Raw genomic sequence first — 22202 nt, 5'->3', positions numbered from 1 at the left:
AGAATTGTGACCGCGTTAAAAAGGTTGAAAGCCCCGCTTTATGCGGGGCTTTTTATTCTGTGCCACCGAAAGGTAACAGCTCCATTTGTTCTGGTGTTAGGAGATCTGTCGAAATGTTTAACTCAAAACGGAATGTGTCCTTTTGACCTGCACAACCGGATAGCACAACTTGCCACTCTTCTTCTGAGTCTGGGTCCGGCAGCTTCCAGCACACCCCGTTTATATTAACGTATTTTGTGCCATCAGCATCTTCAGTGATGTCGTATGTTTTGGGTTTGACTAAGCCCTTTTTATACGCTTTCTGGTCTTTAATTGCTTGCTTGAGCTGCGCTCTAAATGTTGGAGAAAAGGCATCAATCGTAGGGTCTGCTTTCTCAGAGTCGTAAGGTTTATCACCAATATCAAGCAAACTGCTTTGTTTCCAATCATCTGCTGGGGGGGCTATGGAATAACTGTCCAAGGCGCTTTCTTCAGGTAGAGTGTCGGCTTGCTGAATGTCATCCAATGTAACTGGGGGCTGGTTTTGATTGTTATCGACCGTGGCCTGAGGTGTAGATGTTGGAGCTGTGGCTGATTCTTCCTCTGTAGCGTTTTGAGGTGAAGTTGTGTCCTCTTCGGTGGCTGGTTTAATAGTAGCTGGTTCAATAGTGGCTGAAGCACTATCCGAATCTAAGACTTCCTCCACCGATGTTGGCTTTTGTGCAGGAGCAGGGGCAGCAGGCTGTTCTGGCTCAAAAACGTCGGTATCGGAGTCTGAGGAGGGAATTGAACCGCTGCTAGATTTTAATAATTCAACATTCAGCTGCGGGGTAATATATCGTTCTTTGGGTGATGTGATTCCCCAATCCTGATCTTTTAACTCTACAAACACAAGAATGTGCAGCAGCACGGCAACAGACAGCGCAATTAACCAAGGCTTTGATAGATACTTCATGCAGTACATCCAGTGTATAGCATTGTCGTTGAAACAGAGTTAACGCCGCTCATTCTCATATCCGCACTATAGCAAATACCGTTGGTGACTTTATAGGTAAAATGGCAAAGATTTTCTATCAAAGTATAGAGTGGGGGTGGGAATCACAAAGGGGATCAGTATACTGTCAACAAATTGTATTAATGGATGGTCGTTATTGTGTTGATGCGCGCTTTTTTGCTGGTTGGGGTTTTGTTGTTGTCCGCATGTGGTAACAAGGGAGCCTTGTATTTACCGCTTGAATCAATGCCATCTAACGCAGAAACGACCACCACCGCTTATTGAGGTACTCCCTTGGATTTTTTTAATTACTCTGGCCATCAGTTGCATGCTGAAAACGTTTCATTGACTGATATTGCTGCGGAGCACGGCACTCCGACTTATGTTTATTCTCGTGCGACATTTGAGCGTCACTATAAAGCGTATGCTGATGCCTTTGCGACGCACCCTACCTTAATTTGCTATGCGGTAAAGGCGTGTTCGAATATCGCCATTTTAAACGTGCTCGCTCGCATGGGCTCGGGTTTTGATATTGTATCGATCGGAGAGTTAGAGCGCGTTCTACGTGCTGGCGGTGATCCAAGCAAGGTGATGTTTTCTGGAGTTGCGAAACAAGAGCACGAGATGCGCCGCGCTCTAGAAGTAGGGATTCACTGCTTCAATGTTGAATCAGAGGCAGAATTACATCGTTTGAACAAAGTTGCAGGAGAAATGGGGTTGGTTGCTCCAGTCTCCTTGCGTATTAACCCTGATGTAGACGCAAAAACCCACCCATACATCTCGACGGGTTTGAAAGATAATAAGTTTGGCATTGATATAAAGGATGCGGTACGTATCTACGGCGTTGCAGATTCATTGGAAAACCTAAATGTCATGGGTGTGGATTGCCATATTGGCTCGCAGTTAACTGAACTTCAGCCATTTTTGGATACGTTTGATCGTTTAATAGGTCTGATTGATCAACTTGCTGAGCAAGACATTACTATCAAACATCTCGATTTAGGGGGCGGTCTTGGCGTCCGCTATCGTGATGAAGTGCCACCAGAGCCAAAAGACTATGCCGATTTACTTTTAGAGCGAATTAAAGGGCGTGATTTAAGTCTAGCGTTTGAGCCTGGGCGTTCCATTGCCGCCAACGCTGGTATTTTGTTGACCAAAGTAGAGTTTCTTAAGTGCAACCCGCACAAGAATTTTGCAATCATCGATGGCGCAATGAATGATTTGATTCGCCCGTCGCTCTACGGTGCTTGGATGGACATTGTGCAAGTGAATCTAGAGGCTACATCCGAAGGCTCTCGTATTTATGATCTAGTTGGCCCTATTTGTGAAACCAGTGACTTTTTGGGGAAAGATCGTGAATTAGATCTACAGGCTGGTAGCTTACTGGCTGTTCGTTCGGCGGGGGCTTATGGCTTTACTATGGCGTCTAATTACAACAGTCGTGGCCGCGCTGCAGAGATCATGGTCGATGGTGACAAAGTTCATCTTATTCGCGAGCGAGAGACGATTGATCATCAATTAGTTGGTGAGCAACTTCTGCCTGCTTAAGGAGCGTCTTGTGTTGCTTAAATTTACCAAAATGCATGGTCTTGGCAATGACTTTGTTGTTGTTGATGCAGTGTCGCGTAAGGTCTACTTCAACAAAGCGCAAATCGAACGGTTAGGGGATCGCAACCGAGGCATTGGTTTTGATCAATTGCTGGTGGTGGAGCCACCATCGAATCCTGATATGGATTTTCGTTATCGCATCTACAATTGTGATGGCTCAGAAGTAGAGCATTGTGGAAATGGCGCGCGTTGTTTTGCGAAGTTTGTGTTGGACCGTGAGTTGACGCATAAGCGACAAATTAATGTCGAAACAAAGCGCGGACAGATGCAATTAAATGTGCTGGATAACGGCCATGTGCAAGTGGATATGGGAGAACCCAGTTTCCAACCTGCGGATTTGCCTTTCTTGGCTGATGCTATGCAGGCTCTGTATCAAGTGCAGGCAAACGGCGAAACAGTTGAGCTTACGCCAGTTTCTGTGGGTAATCCTCATGCGGTCATTCGAGTTGAAGAGTTGAATGATGAGCTAGTGCATAGCATTGGACCTGCTGTGGAAAGCCACGATGCCTTCCCAAATAACGTAAACGTTGGGTTCATGCAGGTGGTGACTCGTGGAGAAGTTAATTTGCGGGTATATGAACGTGGTGTGGGTGAGACTCAGGCATGTGGTACTGGGGCCTGTGCAGCAGTGGTTGCAGGTATTAAGCAGGGTTGGTTAGATGCTGATGTGCTGGTTCACTTGCCAGGTGGAGATCTACGTATTGCTTGGCAAGGCCCATCTACGCCGATCATTATGACGGGTGCCGCTGAGAAAGTCTTTGAAGGTCAAATATACCTATAAGTGAGGGTTCATGAAGGAAGAGGACGTAGTTCGCTACCTAGAAAAAACGCCGGATTTTTTTGAACGAAATCCAAGTTTACTTGAGGGGCTTACCATTCCTCATCCTTTGCATGGCGGTGCTATATCATTGCTGGAACGACAAGTCTCGATGCTACGTAAGTCGACATCTGATTACCGTAATCAGTTTGAGCGTCTTGTTGAAGTGGCACGAGAGAACGAAGGCATCATGAAGAAAAGCCGTCGGTTGGTTGTGCGCTGTCTCAGCTGTGAATCGCTCGACGATTTTGCTGCCGCTGTCGAAGATGTTATGCGCGAAGAGTTCTCGATTGATTTCCTGTCACTGGTGTTATTTTCAGACACAGAGTTTGATAGCTCCATCCGTACTGCCTCATGGTCGTCATCTGAGCCAATTTTGAAGGAGATGTTAAGCCACTCTGGGTGTTATTGTGGTGTGCTTTCTGTGGAAGAGTCTGAGTTTTTGTTTCAGGAGCAAAGTGACGCTGTGATGTCTTCGGCGATTCTACCACTTGTTTCCAGAGAAGGGGGACAAGTTGTCTATCATGGTGTGCTAGCGCTCGGTTCGAACCGTCTTCGGCATTTTGATAAAGATAAAGGGTCTCTGTTCCTAGACTTCCTATCGGACCTACTGAGTGCCTTGCTGTTGAGGTTGATGCCATGAAAACACTGATTTCATTTGATCTAGATAACACTCTTTGGGATGTCGATCCGACATTGGTACGTGCTGAGCACGCCATGGAAAAGTGGTTTGATGAACGGTATCCAGGTTTTGCCGAGCAGTTTTATGTACCCACCATGGCACCTCTAAAACAGGATGTATTACAAGCCGATCCAAGCTTAAGCAGCGATGTGACAAAGGTGCGACTAGCGATGTATCGGCTCGCTTTGCGTCGCTATGGCTTGCCTTCAGAGGAAGCTGATGACATCGCAGAGCAAGCTTTTTCCGTCTTTTATGATTGGCGACAAAGGATTGATCTTTATCCAGATGTCCATATTACCCTTGATAAGCTCGCCGAACGATACGAATTGGCTGCGCTAACAAATGGTAATGCCGATGTCTTTCATCCTTCTATCGCTCTTAGTCGATATTTTGGAACTGTGATTCGAGCGGATTTAGAGGGGATTGCAAAACCTGATCCTGAGATATTTCAACGGTTAGCGCAAAAAACTGGAATTCCATTAGACCGCATTATTCATATCGGAGATCATCCGATTGATGATGTAGAGGGGGCGGTGGCGGCCGGCGCTCGTGCGATTTGGTTTAATCGTCATGGAGCGCGGCGCTGGCGTTCAGAATGGAGTACAACGCCAGACGCTGAGGTACACTCTTTGCGCGAATTAGTCACAGTGATCAAGAATATGGGATTATAGCTATTCTCTATGGACCTAGTTGATGAATCTCATTTTTAACGTTTTAGTTTAGTGGTACACTAAAGTCATTAAATGAATAACCGAATTTTAAGGAAAATATTATGAGCGAAAACATCACAAACGTTACTGATGCTCAATTTGAAGACGAAGTGTTAAAGTCTGATTTGCCAGTGATTGTAGACTTTTGGGCGCCTTGGTGTGGTCCTTGTAAGATGATTGCACCAGTTCTTGAAGACGTTGCCAAAGAATATGAAGGCAAAGTTAAAGTCGTTAAGATCAACGTTGACGAAAACCAAGAAACGGCCCCTAAGTACAATGTACGTGGTATTCCAACACTACTTGTTATTAAAGGTGGTGAAGTTGCTGCAACCAAAGTGGGAGCAGTCTCTAAGTCTCAGTTGATTGAGTTTGTTGAAGGCGCACTGTAAGTCTTCGTTTTGATAGAAAAAAGCCGCGGAAGCGGCTTTTTTTATGCCATTTTTTCGCTCAACGCCTGATTTGGGATAAGGCTTGCTTAAACATGGCGCTGTGTGAGCGCTGCAGTGTCGCTTTGATCGATTGAGCGTAGCGCAAATAGACCGTCAACTCGTCTTTTGACATGGGACTGTCGTTAGGAATGGCAATGGTCTCTGGGTTTTGGTGAATACCATTGACCCTAAATTCATAATGTAGGTGAGGACCGGTAGCCCAACCTGTCTGGCCAACGTAACCGATTTCCTCTCCTTGAGAGACTTGGTACCCTGTCTTTATGTTTGGTGCGAAGCCTTGCAAGTGCGCGTATAGCGTTGTATACCCTCGACCGTGATCAATAATCACCGCGTTGCCATAGCCTCTAATGTCACCCGCGTAAGTGATCTCTCCGTCTCCCGAACTTTGTACGGGTGTTCCCTCTGATGCGGCGTAGTCGACGCCTCGGTGGGGTTGAGTCGTTTTAAAAATAGGGTGTAGCCGATTAGGGTTAAAACGCGACGATATCCGGTTGAAGTCGACAGGAGTACGAATGAATGCTTTGCGAAGGGACAGGCCGTCTGCGGTGAAATAGTCGATACGTCGTTCTGTTTGGTAGCGAATTGCTTCGAAGTAGCGTCCATTGTTGATGAATTCTGCAGCAAGTATATTGCCTGTCCCGATGGCTTCACCATCAATATATTGCTCCTCATAAAGTATGGCGAACGCATCGCCGCGACGAATATCTAACGCGAAATCAATGTCCCATTTAAAAATAGATGCCAACTGAAACAATAGTTTGTCAGCGATGCCTGCATTGCTTCCGTCGACAAACAGCGAACTTTCGATCCGGGCCTCTTTGTAGGTCGGGATAACGTCAATCGCGCGTTGAATTGTCTTATGGCTGAAGTGATTTTCTTGTGCCGTGAATACTTCATATTGCCGAATATCCTGTTCGAGTGTCAGTGCCAAGAGTTGTGCATTGGGTTGTTCAAGCGTAATCGTGATTCGATCGTTTGGGTTCAGTTTTTTGAACGCTTCTTTCGTATCGGCTTGAGTCAGTTGATATATCTGGCGATTGCTTACGCCTTGTGCCGTGAGTATCGAAGAGAGTGAATCACCTGCAGCGAGTTTTATGGTTCGTTTTTCTTTGGTTTGAATTTGTTTTGGCGATGGTAAAGCTGGTGCAAGATTGACATTGTCTAGTGCTGGTTTCGCCGCAACGGGGCCAGCTGTCTTCGGATGGTTAATTGTGGTGAGAGTTTCAGATTGTTCCTGATGACGAAAAGTATCCCATAAGAGTAAGCCTGCGCCTAATGCTAAGAAGCAAGAAAAAGCAGTGAGCCAAAGTTTTGGAGAGTGCGTCATGTCGAATTTTGTCATCTATTTTTAAGGATAAAGCCATGTCATCCTACCAACTAAGTCGCTATAATTGAACGCAAATTAACTCTTCCCTCAATTAGGATTTGGATCTAACAATGACACAACAAAACCACGACCTTTTAGCGGACTTGCAGGCTCGCGGGCTAATCGCTCAAATGACTTCAGAAGAAGAGCTACGTGCTCATTTGTCATCTGGTCGTCGTACGTTGTATTGTGGCTTTGATCCGACCGCAGACAGTCTTCACCTTGGACATCTTGTTCCTTTGTTAGTGCTAAAGCGTTGCCAAGATGCGGGTCATAACCCAATCGCTTTGGTAGGTGGCGCAACGGGCATGATTGGTGATCCGAGCTTCAAAGCGGCGGAACGATCACTTAATACGTCTGACGTTGTGGCGGGGTGGGCCGATAAAATTAAAGGTCAGGTGAGCCAATTTATCGCGTTTGACGGAGTTGATAACCCAGCACGAGTGGTGAACAACTTGGACTGGACCGGTAACATGAATGTGATCGACTTTTTACGTGAAGTCGGTAAACACTTCTCTGTCAATGCGATGATCAACAAGGAATCTGTGCAGCAGCGTCTTAATCGTGAAGGCTCTGGCATTTCTTTTACTGAATTCTCTTACGCCTTATTGCAAGGTATGGATTTCGCAGAACTAAACCGATTGTACGATTGTACTCTACAAGTTGGTGGTAGTGATCAATGGGGTAATATTGTTGGTGGCATTGATTTGTCTCGTCGCCAAAACCAAGCACAAACATTTGGTTTAACGGTGCCATTGGTCACGAAATCAGATGGCACCAAATTTGGTAAAACGGAGTCTGGGGCTGTGTGGTTGGACCCTAAAAAAACCAGCCAATATTCGTTCTACCAGTTCTGGTTAGGGACAGCGGACGCGGACGTATATAAATTCTTGAAGTACTTCACGTTTTTGTCTATTGAAGACATCGAAGCGATTGAGCAGGCCGATCAAGAAAATGGCGGTAAACCACAAGCGCAAGCGATTCTAGCGCGAGAAGCGACGCGTCTCGTTCATGGGGAAGAAGGTTTGGCAGCAGCGGAGCGAATTACACAAGCGTTGTTCAGCGGTGAAACAGATCAACTAAGTGAACAAGACTTAGAGCAAATTCAGTTGGATGGTTTACCAAGTAGCTCCTTAGCAGAGGTTAACTTAGCAGAAACGCCACTTACATCTTTGCTGGCTGATGCGGGCCTTGCAGCCAGTGGTAAGCAAGTGAAAGACGCGCTGCAACGCAACTCAGTGGTCGTTAATGGTGTCGCTAAGGGCATGGAGGATAATATGGCCGCGGCAGAGATTTTCACCCCTGAAAATGGTTACTTCGGAAAGTACTTCCTAGTTAAGTTAGGTAAAAAGAAGCACCATTTATTTGCTTTGTAAAACAGCTTAATTAAGCAAACGATAGAGGCGCTTCGGCGCCTTTTTTGTCTCCAAAGTAATGAGTGAAATGATGAATGTGATCGACCGAAGTATTCTTAAGCGACATCTTGGTGAAGGTGGAAAGTTACTCGTCGCCTACAGTGGTGGGGTCGACTCACATGTTTTGTTGCATCATTTCGCATCAAACTTGCCGGATTCGCTACGACCTTTTTTAGAGGCGATTCATGTGCACCATGGTTTGAGTGCAAACGCTGATGTGTGGGTAACTCATTGCAAACAACAATGTGAGATGTTGGCAATCCCTCTACATATTGAGCATGTAGAGGTTTCGAAAAACGGTTCAGTTGAAGAAAATGCTCGCAACGCTCGCTATCAAGCGTTTTCTAAGTATGTAGGAGAAGGTGATGTTTTGCTTCAGGGGCATCATGCCAATGATCAGGCTGAAACAGTTTTATTTCGACTTGAGCGGGGTGCCGGGACTCGAGGAATTCAAGGTATTCCAGTTGTAAGAGAGTTTAACAGAGGCGTAATTTGGCGCCCTCTCTTAGAAGTTAGTCGCCAAGATATTGAGCAATATGCGCAATATAATAATTTGAAATGGGTCGAAGATGAGTCAAATTATACATTAGCGCATAGACGCAATGTGCTGCGTCATAGTGTTTTGCAGTCATGGCAAGCCCACAATTCAAATATTGCTATGGCGATTGCATCGAGCGCTACATTGATACAAAAGGAAATGGCAGTCTTCGATCGTCTGGCACATGAGGCGTTACAAGAATACCTTAATTCAGACGGCGGCTTATTGTTAGAAAAAGTTGTATGCCCAGAATTAGAATTTTGGGTGTCTCGTTTTTTGCGAGCACATGGAGTGTCGCTGACAGCGCCTCAGGTGATGTCGGTCGTAAAAATGTTTTCCTCAAGCTCAGATAAACAGCCAGCTTATCGGGGGCAGGACTTTCGGTTGGCGCGCTATGCAGATGCAATATATGTGCTGCCTCACACAGAGAGCCCTTCTACTATGGTGCTTGAAGCAGGTGAGTGGCTTCATCGAAAATATGACCGCTTATACAGTGATCACTCACTTACCGTTAAGGCTAGACCTGAAGGTGAAACAATTAAGTTATCGAATGGACGTCATCGCCCCCTAAAAAAGTGGTTGCAAGACCAACGGATCCCAGCATGGTGGCGTGAGCAATTACCCTATTTATTTGATGGTACCACCTTGGTGGCGATAGCCGACCTTTGGATAGATCCCAATTGGCATGGCACAGTGATGTGGTACCCAAACGATAAGCTTCCATGGCCGAGCACTCGATAATTTGGAGAAACAGCTTGCATGGGCTAGACTGCCATAGTTGGAATTATAAATAATAACGAACGGCGGAAAGTTAAGGATGGCAATACTGAGGGTGATGGCGTTATCGGTTTTCTTATTAGTAGGTGGGTGCGCAACGTCACCTAATGAGGCGAATACCCCTTCAAATGAACCGAAGGTCGAGCAGACCAATGATCGTCAAAGCGATAGTGAAGGGAAGGATGCGGAGAGTGGTTCTGGCGTCAGTGCGGTAGCATTGGGCGGTGTCATACAGATGTTGTTCTTATTACTCTAAATTCAAATTTATAAAAGGGCCTCCAAAATGGAGGCCCTTTTATGTACCCAATACCAGACCCTAGAATGATCGGCTGTACTGCAAGCCCAGTAGTATCGCATTGGCGTGAGTGGTGCCATTGATTTCAGAAATATTGAAGCTGGGCGCTTGTGGGTGTGTCGTTGCTTCTTTTACTTCTACATCTTTCCCCATCAGATAGGTCGCACCAAAGTCAATGCTGCTTACAGTATCGGGCTTAAACGTAAAGCCTGCAGAAATCCATTGGCGATCCGAATCAGGAACAGAGACGGAGCGAGTATTATCCTGTGCACTGGTGTCGTACATATAGCCAGCACGAAGCTCCCATTGTTCGTTCATATAGTAGGTTGTGCCAATTGCATAATGCCACGCGTCCTTCCAATTATATTCTTTAATAGTACCGACTTTTTCAGTTTCGAGTTTATCGAACTCAGACCATTGGATATATTGGATGCTGTAGTGGACCGCATGTTTTGGTGATAGGCGATGGTAGCCTGAAAATTCGGCAATGTCAGGTAGAGGCATAATAACAGTATCGCTAACCGGAGCGGCATTAGGGCTTGCGGGGTTGTATTTATATACATCGCCTTCAGCGTCAATGTCTGGGCTGTAGTGGTAATCTAAGCCAAAACGATTGTAGCTATTTAATTCAAACATAGCGCCGACGTTCCATCCGAGTGCCCAGCCGTTTGCATCAATATTAAGGACATCTTTGCCGCCACTGTAATCGGTATCGGGACGTGTAAATACCCCTTGTCCGTAGACAGCGTCGATCCCCGCACCGAGTGTGAGGGCAGGAGATACTTTATAGGAGCCGACTATCCCTAGGTTTAAACTTTTTACGTCGGTTTTACCGCCATATTCCTTGCCAGCATAGTCTTCGTCAAATTCTGTTTTGGTCCCGTAGTTTGAATAGGCGTTGATACCCCAAGCAAACTTGTCGCTAACCGGATTGATATAATAAAAGTTTGGAGCGATGGACGTACCACCAACCGAATCTGTGTTTGCGTTAGTGGTGGTTGCGGGTGTAGCAGGATTTACATTCGAGCTGTATGTTGCATCTTTCACTTCGATGTCGGTTGTAATGGTTTCAAAACCGACCGATATGGCTTGTTGATCAAAAAGTGACATCGCCGCGGGGTTGCGGGCAATGACGGAAGCATTATCACCAATGACGGAGTCACCTGCAAATGCTCGTCCTAGTCCAGTAGCAGATTGGGCGTTAAGTTGGAAGCCTGCTGCGTGAAGTTGAACAGCAGATAGTGCTATAGCAACTGACAACAGTGTCTTTCGGTGGAGCGTGATTGGAGTCATGAGTCAGTTTTCCTTCTTATTTTAATGTGTCATTAGACTCTTTAGGTGCCTTTTGAGATAAGGCTGCTTAAGGTTAAAACATAGCCTTAATGACTGCGCCAATCCATGTAAAAATACGGCGATATTTGTGTCAATTTCGTTCAATCTGAAGACAAGTGTAAATCAGCGTATTGACGCGACTGATAGGCAATGTGAGCGTTAAGGGAATCGTTGGCGAGTATACGTTGCTGGGCTTGGTCAGCGGTGATGCCCCATACTCGCTGATGGCGCTTGGCTAATTGATGCATGGCAACCTCAAATGGCAAATCAATGAACCAGCGTTGATCCAAATATTGTGTGCCGGCTTCAAAGCCATGATCGTTATGGAGCACATACAGTCCTTCTACAATCAGAACCTTAATGTCACTGGGTATCGAGATGGCATCGACTATAGGGTCTCCAATGGCGTGATCAAAGCTTGGCCAGAAAAGTGTGTTGTTCGGGTGTTGCTTAAAATTTTGTAACGAGCGGCAAAAGCCGACGCTGTCGAAGGTCCAAGGGGCCCCGCGTCGCTTGAGAGCCTCTGCAGGGTTGTCAAGCTGGAGAAGTGCCGTTTTGCTTAAGTGAAAGCCATCCATGCTGACACTTGCAACGAGAGGTGAAGGTTCACCATTGTTTATTCTCATCGCCAAATAATCAGCAAGCGTTGATTTTCCAGAGCCAGGGAGCCCTGCGATGCCTATGATCTTTCTAGTAGGTTGTTGTGTTAGTTCAATGACTCGTTCGAGGGCACCTTGGAAGCGTAGAGTTTCATCGAACGTTTGATATAAATCTTTGGGTATCGTCATACGTATTCATCCGAGTGTGTTTCTGCATCGTAAGCTTTAATACATGAACTTTGGAGGTTATCGGAATGAAATGGTCTGAGCTAGATGAATTAGACGTTATTGATGTGGTGAGAGTGCATTCGCTTGCAGCGAATTTGTATCAACTGTCGGTTATTATAAATGGTCAAGAGCACTTTGTTGAGGATCGCTTAGGGCGGCCCATTACCAGTCACAATAAACTTGAACTACAGAACTTATTTAAGCATAAAAATGTCGAAAAAATGGTTCTTTATCACCGCAGTGCCTACGATGAAATGGTCGGGCAACCAGTGGGGGAAGGTAATATTCTAGAGGTTCCGTTGGGCATACCATTTAATTGAATGTTGTCTAAGCCGTCGAAGTGTTGAGAATTATCGGTTAGGCTGGTGGTTGATAGGTGAATTATTAGGAGTAGTTATGATGGATTTAGTGATCAAAGATATCATCTCAGAAACGTCAAATATAAAGCGTTTTATCCTTGCTCATAAATCAGGCTTGGCGTTACCGACCTATCAACCTGGCGCTCATATTGTTGTTAAGCTTCCAAGTGGCCTTGAACGGCAGTACTCTCTTTGTCGACTGCCGACATCAGGTAAGGAGTATGAGATTGCAGTGTTAGAAGAGCCGAACTCTCGTGGCGGCTCAAAGGAACTGCACAAACTGACTGTTGGGACAGCATTGCAAGCCAAAACACCTCAAAACCACTTTCTATTAGCAAACCCTAAAGCATCCGCCTTGTTATTTGCCGCTGGCATCGGTATCACTCCGATTATACCTATGGCGCAAATGCTCAAAAAATCAGGTACTGATTTTCAATTACATTATTCCGCGAAGCGAGCACAACAGACTGCTTTTTTTGAAGCGCTTCACTCAAGCACTTATTGTGACAAGGTGACCTTTTATTTTAGTGAGTCAGAGCGTATCAACTTCAACCGAGTGTTAAGTGGTGCAAATCGAACTTGGGACATTTATGTGTGTGGTCCGGCTAATTATATCGAAGCGGCTTTGAGCGAGGCACGCAAATTAGGATGGCCTGAACATAAACTTCATCGTGAGTTTTTTGCGGGCCCACAGTCAGAAATATTGAATGAGGCATCCCGAAATGCCTTTCAAGTCAAGATTGCCAGTACGGGAGAAGTGTTTGATGTTGAGCCTGGAATGACGATCACAGAGACGTTGGAAATGAACGGCATATATATCCCAACGTCATGTGAAGAAGGGTGGTGTGGCACTTGTATGACACCATTGCTAGAAGGGGTTGCTGACCATCGCGATACGTTCTTGTCAGATAGTGAGCGATATGAAGGAAAGATTATTATGCCATGCTGCTCCCGAGCACGTAGCGATGCTCTCGTATTAGATCTATAAATCAAAGACTTGAGTTTGTTTTGGCTTGCTGCTCGCTCTGGGGAGTAAAACTTACGCGCTTTTACGTTGAGTGAAAGGGGGTGTGGTGCTATCATTTGCTCCCGTCCTAATGGTGCATTTCTAAGCATCTAATTCTCATTCGATCATACAATTTAAGGCGGGCTAAACACTCATGGCGACACGATATATTTTCGTCACAGGCGGCGTGGTTTCATCACTTGGTAAAGGTTTGGCATCGGCATCTCTTGCTGCCATCCTAGAATCCCGTGGTCTAAAAGTCACCATGTTAAAACTGGATCCCTACATCAACGTTGATCCAGGCACAATGAGCCCTTTTCAGCACGGTGAGGTATACGTCACCGATGATGGCGCAGAAACGGACCTTGATTTAGGTCACTACGAGCGTTTCATCTCTACCAAAATGACCAAGCGAAATAACTTTACTTCGGGGCGTGTCTATCAGCACGTACTGCAAAAAGAGCGTCGCGGTGATTATTTAGGTGGTACCGTTCAGGTCATCCCACACATAACTGATGAAATAAAGCGCCGTGTTTTAGCGGGTGCTGAAGGTGCTGACGTAGCACTGGTCGAGATTGGTGGAACCGTAGGGGATATTGAATCACAACCTTTCTTAGAAGCGGTCCGTCAGCTTAAAGTCGAGCTTGGTTCCCACCGCGCTTTGTTCATGCATCTTACTCTTGTTCCATACATTCGCACGGCTGGTGAGACGAAAACAAAACCAACGCAGCACTCTGTTAAAGAATTGCGCTCCATCGGCATTCAGCCTGATATCCTAGTGTGTCGCTCAGAAGTATCCATTGAAGCACCTGAACGTAAGAAAATCGCCTTGTTTACAAACGTAGATGAGCGCGCCGTCATTTCTTTACCTGATGCAAATACTATTTACAGTATTCCTCAGATGTTGGCAGATCAAGGTTTGGATGGGCTGATTGTTCAGCGTTTCAACTTAGATTGTAATATGGCTGACATCGATATCTGGAACAAAGTTGCCCAAGCAAAGTTGAATCCAGAAAAGCAAGTTAATATCGCCATGGTTGGCAAGTATATGGAGTTGTTGGATGCCTACAAGTCGTTGATAGAAGCGATGGATCATGCAGGTATTCATGCACGTACTAAAGTTAAATTGCATTACATTGATTCAGAGAAAGTAGAAGAAGAAGGGCCATCAATCTTAGAGGGTATGGATGCGATCCTAGTCCCTGGCGGTTTTGGTGAGCGGGGTGTTGAAGGGAAGATTCGCACAGCTCAATACGCACGTGAGAACAAAATTCCGTACTTGGGTATCTGTTTAGGTATGCAAGTGGCGGTCATAGAATTTGCTCGTAACGTAGCAAATCTAACCGGTGCGCACAGCACCGAGTTTAATCTTAAAACAGAGAATCCTGTTGTTGGTCTGATTACAGAATGGACTAATGCTGAAGGTTCCAAAGAAATCCGGTCAGAGGAATCCGATCTTGGTGGAACGATGCGACTAGGGGCTCAAGACTGCAACCTAACGGAAGGTACGAAAGCTTACGAAGCTTACGGAAAGCCAGTTGTGAGTGAGCGCCATCGCCATCGTTATGAAGTGAACAACTTTTTTGTATCTGCTCTAGAAGAAGCAGGATTGACTATATCAGGTCGCTCTGCGGATAACTCTTTAGTAGAGATGGTGGAAATCGCGGACCATCCTTGGTTTGTTGCGTGTCAATTCCATCCTGAGTTCACTTCTACACCGCGATACGGGCACGGCCTGTTCAGTGCATTTGTTCACGCTGCGCTGAAGTATGCAGGAAAAGAAAAATAGTTTTAGCAAGCCTATGTTTGCTAACTTTTCATCTACTAAAAGGGGTTTGTTATGAGTCAAATCGTTGATATCAAGGCCAGAGAAGTTCTGGATTCACGCGGTAACCCAACTGTGGAAGCTGACGTAATTCTTGACGACGGCTCGTTTGGTACAGCGTGTGCACCGTCTGGTGCCTCGACCGGTTCTCGTGAAGCTTTAGAACTACGTGATGGTGATAAGAGCCGTTACCTAGGTAAAGGGGTTTTGAAAGCAGTTGCAGCGGTAAACGGACCAATCCGTGAAGCGCTACTTGGTAAAGATGCGACGGCGCAAGCTGATCTAGATAAGATCATGATCGATCTTGACGGCACTGAGAACAAATCTCAATTTGGTGCAAATGCTATCTTGGCTGTTTCATTGGCCGCAGCGAAAGCAGCAGCAGTGTCTAAGAAAGTACCTTTGTATGCACACATTGCGGATATCAACGGCACGCCAGGCGTATACTCTATGCCAGTCCCTATGATGAACATCATCAACGGCGGTGAGCATGCGGATAACAATGTTGACATCCAAGAGTTCATGATTCAGCCAGTTGGTGCGCCGAACTTCCGCGAAGCATTGCGTTACGGCGCAGAAATCTTCCATGCGCTTAAAAAAGTTTTGAGTGCTCGTGGTTTGAACACAGCGGTAGGTGATGAAGGTGGTTTTGCACCAGACCTAGCCTCTAATGCTGAAGCGCTAGCAGTGATCAAAGAAGCCGTGGCCGCAGCAGGTTACGAGTTAGGTAAAGACATTACCCTAGCGATGGACTGTGCATCGTCTGAGTTCTACGAAGACGGCAAGTACAATATGAAAGGCGAAGGCAAAGTATTCACCTCAGAAGAGTTTTCTGATTACCTTGCTGAGCTTTGTAAAGAATATCCGATCGTTTCTATTGAAGATGGTCAAGATGAGTCAGATTGGGAAGGTTTTGCTTACCAAACGAAAATTCTTGGCGATAAAATTCAGCTTGTTGGGGACGACCTGTTTGTTACCAACACTAAAATCCTGAAACGCGGTATTGATGAAGGGATTGCTAACTCTATCTTGATTAAGTTTAATCAAATCGGTTCTCTAACAGAGACGCTTGAAGCGATTAAAATGGCGAAAGATGCGGGTTACACTGCTGTCATCTCTCACCGTTCTGGTGAAACAGAAGACGCTACCATTGCGGATCTTGCAGTGGGTACAGCGGCTGGCCAAATTAAGACGGGCTCTTTGTGCCGCTCTGATCGCGTGTCTAAGTACAACCAATTGCTACGTATTGAAGAGCAATTGGAAGGTAAAGCACCTTATAAAGGTCTTTCAGAGATTAAAGGTCAAGCGTAACTTTTTACGTGTCTTTAAGAGGGGAGAACATAAGTTCTCCCTTTTTTATTTTTTTTTATGTCATTTCGCGAAATAATGGGCGTTCAATAGTCCTGAGTCTGAATATTCCAACATGATGTTGCGCATTTTTCTTGGTATTTTTCTTTGTAGTACGATGTATTTTTCTTTTCAGGCATTCTGGGGAGATCAAGGCATGAAGCGCGAAGAAGAATTGGCCAAACAGATCGAGTATCAAGAGCAGATCAATAAACGTTTGAAAGTACGTAATGAAGCATTACGTGCTCAAATCAAGGATTTGCGAAAAGGGGAGGATGCCGTCGAGGAGCATGTTCGGGCCGAGCTTCAATACATTAAAGACGGTGAAGTCTTTTATCGGATAGTAGAAAAGTAATGACGCAATATTGGGTAATTATTCCTGCCGCAGGGGTTGGAAAACGGATGCAGAGTGCTATCCCAAAGCAATACCTCACACTGAACCAACAAACCATTCTCGATGTGACAATTGCCCGCTTTCTAACTCATCCATCTATTCTGGGGGTTGCTGTCGGCGTTAGCTGTGACGATGAATACTGGCCACTTTCAGAATGGGCAACGCATCCGCAAGTGATTCGTTATGACGGTGGTAAACAGCGTGCCGATACCGTTCTTAATGGGTTGCAAGTGCTACAAGCAGTGGGCATTGATGGGCACACTGATGTGTTAGTCCATGATGCGGCTCGACCTCTTATTTCTCACTCGGCTATCACGCGAATCGTTGAACACAAAGGTGAATTTGGCGCATTGCTTGCCGTTCCGAGCAAGGATACGTTAAAGCTTGCAAATGATTCCAGTTGTTCACAGGGGACGGTCGATCGGAGCGTTATCTGGCAGGCGCAGACACCGCAAAAGTTTCCTTTAGGAGCTTTACTAGAAGGCTTGTCAACAGCCATGGAAGAAGGACTAGAAATTACTGATGAAAGCTCGGCTATGGAGCAGCTTGGTTGGCAACCGACGTTGGTTGAAGGCGAGTCAACCAATTTTAAAATTACAGTGCCTAGCGACTTATTAGTGGCAGAGGCTCTGCTCGCATCCAAAGCATTCAAAGGTCAGCAGGAGAGTGAGTGATGGTACCGTTTAGAGTAGGTCACGGGTTTGACGTACATAAATTTGGAGAGGGTGATCACATCTTTATGGGAGGAGTTCGGATCCCTTATGAAAAAGGGTTGATTGCGCACTCTGATGGAGATGTTGTGCTTCACGCATTAACGGATGCCCTGCTTGGCGCTGCGGCGCTAGGTGATATTGGTAAGCATTTTCCTGACACCGATGCCGAATTTGCTGGTGCAGATAGTCGTGAGCTCTTGCGTTCCGCATTTGCTGAAGTGCAAAAACTTGGTTGGTTAGTCGCGAATATAGACGTCACTATTATGGCTCAAGCTCCAAAAATGCGTCCTCATATAGACGACATGCGAAGTAATATTGCCGCGGATTTAGAAATAGAACTCAGTGCTACTAACGTGAAAGCGACCACTACTGAAAAGCTAGGCTTTACGGGGCGTAAAGAAGGGATCGCAGTTGAGGCCGTGGCGTTGTTGTATCGAGAAGCGTCATGAACACCGATTGGAATTATGCTTGGACTGCTCCCACAGTCGCGGCAGATTTAAAAACTGTGGTAAGCGACTTTTTGGTGGAAGAAAAGTTAGGGTTTGAGCCAGATGGCAAAGGCGAATTCGTTTATGTTTGGATTGAAAAACAGGGTGTAAATACCGATTTTCTGGCCAAACGACTTGCAATGGCGGCGAACCTTTCACCGAATAAAGTGAGCTATGCTGGCGTGAAAGATCGTCATGCCTGTACTCGGCAATGGTTTTGCCTGCATATTATTGGTCATGCACCGGATTTATCGGGTATCGAGAGTGTCTTTCGAGCTCCAGAAGTGGTGCGAATTTTAGCGCAAGTGCGTCATAGCAAAAAATTACGAATGGGCGGGCATTTAGGTAATCGTTTTAGTCTTCGATTACGGAATATTGCTGGTGATAGAAATGACATAGAGCAGCGTCTTGCTTTGATTCAGAGGTTTGGGGTACCCAATTATTACGGTGAGCAGCGTTTTGGCATCGCTGGAAATAACTTGGTTAATGGACGGAAGATGGTTATGCCGGGCCGAAAAGGTAAGCATAAGCTTCAAAAAACACAGTCGTTTTGGTTATCTGCCATCCGTTCATGGTTTTTTAACGAAGCGTTATCGCATTTTGTTGCGGATGGTAGTTGGGACATACTGCGTGTTGGCGATATCGCTCAGCCACAAGATGGCACTCAGTCTTTCCGCGTTAAGGCGCTTACGCTTCCAATTATTCATCGTCATAGGCTTGGTCATATTTCGCCAGTACTACCATTGATTAGTGACGGCTGGCTAATGGGGACAAATTCGGAGCGAGCGGCTCAAATGGAAATAATTTATAAGCCTGAAGCAGAGTTATTATCCGGTTTGATCACTTATGATTTTGCGAGGGACAGTCGTCCAACACGTTTAACGCCTGAAAACATGGCCTGGGAATTGCTAACATCTAACACCGAGCCAGACCAATTAGTTATACAATTCGAGCTGCCCAAAGGTGCTTTTGCAACCAGCGTGTTGCGAGAACTATTTATTATCCATGACCGATCCCAAGATAGACACTATGAAAATACTACTAGCGAATGATGATGGTTTGGATGCAGAAGGTATTCAAACATTAGCGAAAACGCTAAGGCGTACATATCAATGCATATTGGTTGCGCCTGATCGAGACCGCAGTGGTGCCAGCAATTCTTTAACATTGACCCGACCACTGAGACCCACCCAAGTTCGCTCTAATGAATATAAGGTTGATGGTACGCCGACAGATTGTGTAAACCTCGCTGTTTCAGAGGTGATCGATGGCAAATTTGATATCGTCGTGTCAGGTATTAATCACGGTGCGAATTTAGGGGATGATGTTATTTATTCTGGCACGGTGGCAGCAGCGATGGAAGCTCGCCATTTGGGACGGCCAGCGCTTGCCGTTTCTCTTGTCGGTACTAGGCATTTTGACACCGCTGCATCGATAGTAGAGCGATTATTAGTGGACTCTCATACGCTCAGCTTGCCCCCTAAAATTTTATTAAACGTCAATGTTCCTGACCTGCCTTTAGATCAGATAAAAGGTATTAAGGTAACGCGTTTAGGGTATCGTCATCAGGCACATCCCGCGATACCAGCTAATCACCCCAGAGGGATTGAAAGCTACTGGATTGGAGCGCTATCAGAGCCTCATGATGTCGCGGAGGATACCGATTTTTATGCCGTATCGCAGGGGTATGTATCCGTGACTCCGATTCATACGGATATGACTTGTCACTCAGTTATCAATCAGTTAAGTCAGTGGGTTAATGATACCGTACTATGAGTGCAGCATTAGATGAGTTACTAAAGCGAACGCAGGCGCGTTCTAAGCAAATGATTCAGCATCTGCAAGCGCAAGGTGTATATGAAGAGTCATTATTAGAGTTGATGGCGACGCTACCGCGCCATGAGTTTGTTGAGCCTGCCTTTTCTCACCTAGCGTACAGCCCAACGCCATTGCCTATTGGGCGCAATCAAACGATCAGTCAGCCTTCAACCGTTGCTATTATGACCCAGTGGTTATTGCAGTATGCTCGGCTTGGTCGTGTCTTGGAAGTCGGCACTGGATCCGGATACCAGACCTGTCTGCTGGCGCATTTTTTTAACAAGGTGCATACGATTGAACGACAAAAGAGTCTTTATGTCCAAGCTCAAGCTAGATTAAAAAGTATGTCGATCAAAAATGTTGAGTTTTTACATGGAGATGGCCATTTAGGTTGGCCTCAGAAAATACAAATGGACGCCATTATTGTTACTGCAATGGCGAGTAAAGTCCCTGCCGCGCTGACCGATATGTTAAAAGAAGGTGGGATTTTAATCATGCCTATTGCAGATGATGTGCCAACAATTGGGTGTTGGCGTCGCGTGGGTAGCAAGTGGAAGAGGCTAGAGGCAGCTCCAGCCCAGTTTGTACCGCTATTAGAAGGAAAGATAGATGCCTAAATGGCTAAAGATATATTTAAGTGGCGCTTTGATGGGCGCCGCAGATGTGGTGCCAGGGGTTTCTGGGGGCACTATAGCCTTTATCGTAGGGATATATGATCGATTAATTTCGGCTTTAAGTGGAGTCAATTTGAGCAGTATTAGAATGCTACTCAAAGGTGATTTTAAAGGACTTTGGCAGCATTTCGATGGCACTTTTTTAGTGACGTTATTGCTAGGTATTGTCTCAAGTATCTTTGGTATTGCACATATTGTCACTGAGCTGTTGGTGTCTTATCCAGTTTGGCTTTGGAGTTTCTTTTTTGGTTTGATCCTCGCTTCTGCATACATCCTGATATGTGATATTGATAGATTTTCCTTGCGTCATGGTGCTGCTCTTACTGTAGGGATCATAGTTGGCGCAGCGTTATCAATATTAGTACCAACCCAAGTGAATATTAGTCTTTTGATGGTGTTCTTAGCTGGAATGATTGCAATATGCGCCATGATCTTACCTGGTGTTTCGGGGAGTTTTCTATTACTGATTATGGGAATGTATGGGTATGTGATGGAGGCGGTAAAGTCATTTGATGTTGTTGTTATTTGCGTGTTCGCAGTGGGGGCGTTAACAGGACTCTTGAGTTTTTCAAAGCTGCTTAATTGGCTGCTCCGAAACGCCAAATCACTTACTCTGGCCCTGCTTACTGGTGTGATGTTAGGAGCGCTGGTTAAAGTGTGGCCCTGGAAGGAGGTTGTCACTTACATTGATGTAGGGGATAAGCGCTTGCCAGCGCAAGAACAATTGATGATGCCATGGAATATCGCTAATTTTGATGTGGCCGATAGTTTAGTTATTCCATTGATACTATTTTTGATGGGTGCGGTGCTGGTGATTCTGATGCATTACATCTCATTACAAAAAGTAAACTTAAAAACAAATGATGCCCTTTGAATGTAATTTTGATTAGTGAGCATGATGACAATTGAGCTGTTGAAGCGAGTAAAAGGTTCTACTCGATTACTGACATCAAACGTCAGTGGTGCGGCTTTTGTGTGTCTAGTGTTGACTGGCTGTGCCTACGATAGCTTTCACTACGCTGACCAAGACCCTTTTGATTATCATGCCAACAGTGCGGTGGTACAGACTATACCTTCGACTAATATACATCGCGTTGCATCTGGTGATACATTGTTTTCTATTGCTTTTTCTTACGGGCTTGATTACCGAACAGTTGCTGAAATTAATGGGATTGAGCCTCCCTATGTGATTTACCCAAATCAAAAGATTCGATTAAAGGGGAGCGCAAAACAGTTAGCCAAAGCTGCGCCCGCGACGATCAAAGATGAGCCAGAGACTAAAAAGAAAGTATCTGCGCCTGTAAGCAAAGCTGTGACAAAAAAGACGACACCAAAAGTGAACTCATCTCCAAAGGTTGTGTCGACTGTAAAGGCTCCTGTTAAAAAAGTATCAGATTGGCGGTGGCCAGTATCAGGCGCTGTGACAAAAAGCTTTTCAAATGCAGGCGTAAGTAGTAAAGGTATAGATATTAAAGGCCAAGATGCAGAGCATGTAAAAGCCGCTGCGGATGGTGTGGTCGTCTATGCAGGAAACGGTTTGATTGGTTATGGCAATTTAGTGATTGTAAAACACAATGATGTTTACCTAAGTGCCTATGCGTACAACGAACGAATTTTGGTTAAGGAAAAACAGACCGTTCGGGTTGGAGATTCATTAGCGGTTATTGGAGGCAAAGGTGCTGAACGACCGCTGTTGCATTTTGAAGTGCGACGAGATGGCCGACCGATCGATCCACTTAAAGTACTACCCAAACAATAATAATCATAATTTGGGATTCAGGAGGGTGAT

25 protein-coding genes are annotated in these 22202 nt (G+C 45.5%); 21 read left to right on the top strand and 4 right to left on the bottom strand.

Annotated elements, in window-relative coordinates; translation table 11 throughout:
- Positions 1-52: 52 nt before the first annotated feature.
- Complete coding sequence (locus tag DN730_RS18475) at positions 53-934, bottom strand: hypothetical protein (protein WP_115469604.1); 882 nt, start codon at positions 932-934, stop codon at positions 53-55.
- Positions 935-1120: 186 nt separating this feature from the next.
- Here DN730_RS18475 and lptM point away from each other — a divergent pair, with 186 nt between their 5' ends.
- The 6 genes from lptM to trxA all read left to right on the top strand — a co-directional run bounded on the left by lptM (position 1121) and on the right by trxA (position 5179).
- Positions 1121-1258, top strand: a complete 138-nt coding sequence (lptM, locus tag DN730_RS19495) for an LPS translocon maturation chaperone LptM (RefSeq protein WP_211313904.1) — start codon at positions 1121-1123, stop codon at positions 1256-1258.
- Between the two features lie 9 nt (positions 1259-1267).
- Positions 1268-2521 carry a diaminopimelate decarboxylase gene (gene lysA, locus DN730_RS18465; RefSeq protein WP_115469603.1) on the top strand — a complete coding sequence of 418 codons (1254 nt, stop codon included), beginning with the start codon at positions 1268-1270 and terminating at the stop codon, positions 2519-2521.
- Between the two features lie 10 nt (positions 2522-2531).
- Positions 2532-3362, top strand: coding sequence for a diaminopimelate epimerase (gene dapF / locus DN730_RS18460; RefSeq protein WP_115469602.1), 831 nt, complete (start codon positions 2532-2534; stop codon positions 3360-3362).
- A gap of 10 nt (positions 3363-3372) precedes the next feature.
- Positions 3373-4041, top strand: a complete 669-nt coding sequence (locus DN730_RS18455; protein WP_115469601.1) for a DUF484 family protein — start codon at positions 3373-3375, stop codon at positions 4039-4041.
- Positions 4038-4751: an HAD family hydrolase gene (locus tag DN730_RS18450; protein WP_115469600.1), complete on the top strand. Its 714-nt coding sequence runs from the start codon at positions 4038-4040 to the stop codon at positions 4749-4751. Before DN730_RS18455 ends, DN730_RS18450 begins: the two co-directional genes overlap by 4 nt.
- 101 nt (positions 4752-4852) lie before the next feature.
- A complete protein-coding gene (gene trxA, locus DN730_RS18445; protein ID WP_115469599.1) occupies positions 4853-5179 on the top strand; it encodes a thioredoxin TrxA in 327 nt (108 codons plus the stop codon).
- A 58-nt stretch (positions 5180-5237) separates the two neighbouring features.
- On the opposite strand, the gene DN730_RS18440 is transcribed toward trxA, so the two are convergent.
- Positions 5238-6566 (bottom strand): M23 family metallopeptidase, encoded by a 1329-nt coding sequence (locus tag DN730_RS18440; protein WP_158541240.1) that lies wholly within the window; start codon positions 6564-6566, stop codon positions 5238-5240.
- A gap of 110 nt (positions 6567-6676) precedes the next feature.
- On the opposite strand from DN730_RS18440, the gene tyrS reads away from it, so the two are divergent.
- From tyrS to DN730_RS18425, 3 genes are all read left to right on the top strand, one after another.
- The gene (gene tyrS, locus DN730_RS18435) at positions 6677-7981 is read left to right on the top strand and encodes a tyrosine--tRNA ligase (protein ID WP_115469597.1); all 1305 of its coding nucleotides are present in this window, start codon (positions 6677-6679) and stop codon (positions 7979-7981) included.
- 67 nt (positions 7982-8048) lie between these two features.
- Complete coding sequence (tilS, locus tag DN730_RS18430; protein WP_158541239.1) at positions 8049-9299, top strand: tRNA lysidine(34) synthetase TilS; 1251 nt, start codon at positions 8049-8051, stop codon at positions 9297-9299.
- A gap of 76 nt (positions 9300-9375) precedes the next feature.
- Complete coding sequence (locus DN730_RS18425) at positions 9376-9591, top strand: hypothetical protein (protein ID WP_147290596.1); 216 nt, start codon at positions 9376-9378, stop codon at positions 9589-9591.
- 60 nt (positions 9592-9651) lie between these two features.
- On the opposite strand, the gene DN730_RS18420 is transcribed toward DN730_RS18425, so the two are convergent.
- Positions 9652-10923, bottom strand: coding sequence for an outer membrane protein transport protein (locus tag DN730_RS18420; RefSeq protein ID WP_115469594.1), 1272 nt, complete (start codon positions 10921-10923; stop codon positions 9652-9654).
- Positions 10924-11063: 140 nt separating this feature from the next.
- Positions 11064-11750, bottom strand: a complete 687-nt coding sequence (locus tag DN730_RS18415; protein WP_115469593.1) for a nucleoside/nucleotide kinase family protein — start codon at positions 11748-11750, stop codon at positions 11064-11066.
- A 65-nt stretch (positions 11751-11815) separates the two neighbouring features.
- On the opposite strand from DN730_RS18415, the gene DN730_RS18410 reads away from it, so the two are divergent.
- The 12 genes from DN730_RS18410 to DN730_RS18355 all read left to right on the top strand — a co-directional run bounded on the left by DN730_RS18410 (position 11816) and on the right by DN730_RS18355 (position 22172).
- Positions 11816-12109, top strand: coding sequence for a DUF6482 family protein (locus DN730_RS18410; RefSeq protein WP_115469592.1), 294 nt, complete (start codon positions 11816-11818; stop codon positions 12107-12109).
- A gap of 76 nt (positions 12110-12185) precedes the next feature.
- A complete protein-coding gene (locus DN730_RS18405) occupies positions 12186-13136 on the top strand; it encodes a PDR/VanB family oxidoreductase (RefSeq protein ID WP_115469591.1) in 951 nt (316 codons plus the stop codon).
- A gap of 172 nt (positions 13137-13308) precedes the next feature.
- Positions 13309-14943 (top strand): CTP synthase, encoded by a 1635-nt coding sequence (locus DN730_RS18400; RefSeq protein WP_115469590.1) that lies wholly within the window; start codon positions 13309-13311, stop codon positions 14941-14943.
- Between the two features lie 51 nt (positions 14944-14994).
- Entirely contained in the window at positions 14995-16290 is a 1296-nt protein-coding gene (eno, locus tag DN730_RS18395) for a phosphopyruvate hydratase (protein ID WP_115469589.1), read from the top strand.
- A gap of 112 nt (positions 16291-16402) precedes the next feature.
- On the top strand, positions 16403-16681 hold the full coding sequence (locus DN730_RS18390; RefSeq protein WP_425452790.1) for an FtsB family cell division protein: 279 nt from the start codon (positions 16403-16405) through the stop codon (positions 16679-16681).
- Positions 16681-17394 (top strand): 2-C-methyl-D-erythritol 4-phosphate cytidylyltransferase, encoded by a 714-nt coding sequence (gene ispD, locus DN730_RS18385; RefSeq protein WP_115469588.1) that lies wholly within the window; start codon positions 16681-16683, stop codon positions 17392-17394. Before DN730_RS18390 ends, ispD begins: the two co-directional genes overlap by 1 nt.
- Positions 17394-17882: a 2-C-methyl-D-erythritol 2,4-cyclodiphosphate synthase gene (gene ispF, locus DN730_RS18380; RefSeq protein ID WP_115469587.1), complete on the top strand. Its 489-nt coding sequence runs from the start codon at positions 17394-17396 to the stop codon at positions 17880-17882. The genes ispD and ispF overlap by 1 nt, the downstream gene beginning before the upstream one ends.
- Positions 17879-18973, top strand: coding sequence for a tRNA pseudouridine(13) synthase TruD (gene truD, locus DN730_RS18375; protein ID WP_115469586.1), 1095 nt, complete (start codon positions 17879-17881; stop codon positions 18971-18973). Before ispF ends, truD begins: the two co-directional genes overlap by 4 nt.
- Entirely contained in the window at positions 18951-19697 is a 747-nt protein-coding gene (gene surE / locus DN730_RS18370) for a 5'/3'-nucleotidase SurE (protein ID WP_115469585.1), read from the top strand. The genes truD and surE overlap by 23 nt, the downstream gene beginning before the upstream one ends.
- Positions 19694-20356 (top strand): protein-L-isoaspartate(D-aspartate) O-methyltransferase, encoded by a 663-nt coding sequence (locus DN730_RS18365; protein WP_115469584.1) that lies wholly within the window; start codon positions 19694-19696, stop codon positions 20354-20356. The genes surE and DN730_RS18365 overlap by 4 nt, the downstream gene beginning before the upstream one ends.
- The gene (locus DN730_RS18360; RefSeq protein WP_115469583.1) at positions 20349-21287 is read left to right on the top strand and encodes a DUF368 domain-containing protein; all 939 of its coding nucleotides are present in this window, start codon (positions 20349-20351) and stop codon (positions 21285-21287) included. The genes DN730_RS18365 and DN730_RS18360 overlap by 8 nt, the downstream gene beginning before the upstream one ends.
- Before the next feature lie 21 nt (positions 21288-21308).
- The gene (locus DN730_RS18355; RefSeq protein WP_115469582.1) at positions 21309-22172 is read left to right on the top strand and encodes a peptidoglycan DD-metalloendopeptidase family protein; all 864 of its coding nucleotides are present in this window, start codon (positions 21309-21311) and stop codon (positions 22170-22172) included.
- Positions 22173-22202: the final 30 nt, after the last annotated feature.

It is taken from the genome of Marinomonas piezotolerans (assembly GCF_003362755.1).
Classification (GTDB): domain Bacteria; phylum Pseudomonadota; class Gammaproteobacteria; order Pseudomonadales; family Marinomonadaceae; genus Marinomonas; species Marinomonas piezotolerans.
Note: the sequence above shows the minus strand (reverse complement) of the source record. Positions and strands in the feature narration are given on the sequence as shown.

Bases quoted from the DNA above. Each gene is read 5' to 3' on its own strand.
- DN730_RS18475 (WP_115469604.1), bottom strand. From the start codon at position 934: ATGAAGTATCTATCAAAGCCTTGGTTAATTGCGCTGTCTGTTGCCGTG.
- lptM (WP_211313904.1), top strand. From the start codon at position 1,121: ATGGTCGTTATTGTGTTGATGCGCGCTTTTTTGCTGGTTGGGGTTTTG.
- DN730_RS18455 (WP_115469601.1), top strand. From the start codon at position 3,373: ATGAAGGAAGAGGACGTAGTTCGCTACCTAGAAAAAACGCCGGATTTT.
- DN730_RS18450 (WP_115469600.1), top strand. From the start codon at position 4,038: ATGAAAACACTGATTTCATTTGATCTAGATAACACTCTTTGGGATGTC.
- trxA (WP_115469599.1), top strand. From the start codon at position 4,853: ATGAGCGAAAACATCACAAACGTTACTGATGCTCAATTTGAAGACGAA.
- DN730_RS18440 (WP_158541240.1), bottom strand. From the start codon at position 6,566: ATGACGCACTCTCCAAAACTTTGGCTCACTGCTTTTTCTTGCTTCTTA.
- tyrS (WP_115469597.1), top strand. From the start codon at position 6,677: ATGACACAACAAAACCACGACCTTTTAGCGGACTTGCAGGCTCGCGGG.
- tilS (WP_158541239.1), top strand. From the start codon at position 8,049: ATGATGAATGTGATCGACCGAAGTATTCTTAAGCGACATCTTGGTGAA.
- DN730_RS18425 (WP_147290596.1), top strand. From the start codon at position 9,376: ATGGCAATACTGAGGGTGATGGCGTTATCGGTTTTCTTATTAGTAGGT.
- DN730_RS18420 (WP_115469594.1), bottom strand. From the start codon at position 10,923: ATGACTCCAATCACGCTCCACCGAAAGACACTGTTGTCAGTTGCTATA.
- DN730_RS18415 (WP_115469593.1), bottom strand. From the start codon at position 11,750: ATGACGATACCCAAAGATTTATATCAAACGTTCGATGAAACTCTACGC.
- DN730_RS18410 (WP_115469592.1), top strand. From the start codon at position 11,816: ATGAAATGGTCTGAGCTAGATGAATTAGACGTTATTGATGTGGTGAGA.
- DN730_RS18405 (WP_115469591.1), top strand. From the start codon at position 12,186: ATGATGGATTTAGTGATCAAAGATATCATCTCAGAAACGTCAAATATA.
- DN730_RS18400 (WP_115469590.1), top strand. From the start codon at position 13,309: ATGGCGACACGATATATTTTCGTCACAGGCGGCGTGGTTTCATCACTT.
- eno (WP_115469589.1), top strand. From the start codon at position 14,995: ATGAGTCAAATCGTTGATATCAAGGCCAGAGAAGTTCTGGATTCACGC.
- DN730_RS18390 (WP_425452790.1), top strand. From the start codon at position 16,403: ATGATGTTGCGCATTTTTCTTGGTATTTTTCTTTGTAGTACGATGTAT.
- ispD (WP_115469588.1), top strand. From the start codon at position 16,681: ATGACGCAATATTGGGTAATTATTCCTGCCGCAGGGGTTGGAAAACGG.
- ispF (WP_115469587.1), top strand. From the start codon at position 17,394: ATGGTACCGTTTAGAGTAGGTCACGGGTTTGACGTACATAAATTTGGA.
- truD (WP_115469586.1), top strand. From the start codon at position 17,879: ATGAACACCGATTGGAATTATGCTTGGACTGCTCCCACAGTCGCGGCA.
- surE (WP_115469585.1), top strand. From the start codon at position 18,951: ATGAAAATACTACTAGCGAATGATGATGGTTTGGATGCAGAAGGTATT.
- DN730_RS18365 (WP_115469584.1), top strand. From the start codon at position 19,694: ATGAGTGCAGCATTAGATGAGTTACTAAAGCGAACGCAGGCGCGTTCT.
- DN730_RS18360 (WP_115469583.1), top strand. From the start codon at position 20,349: ATGCCTAAATGGCTAAAGATATATTTAAGTGGCGCTTTGATGGGCGCC.
- DN730_RS18355 (WP_115469582.1), top strand. From the start codon at position 21,309: ATGATGACAATTGAGCTGTTGAAGCGAGTAAAAGGTTCTACTCGATTA.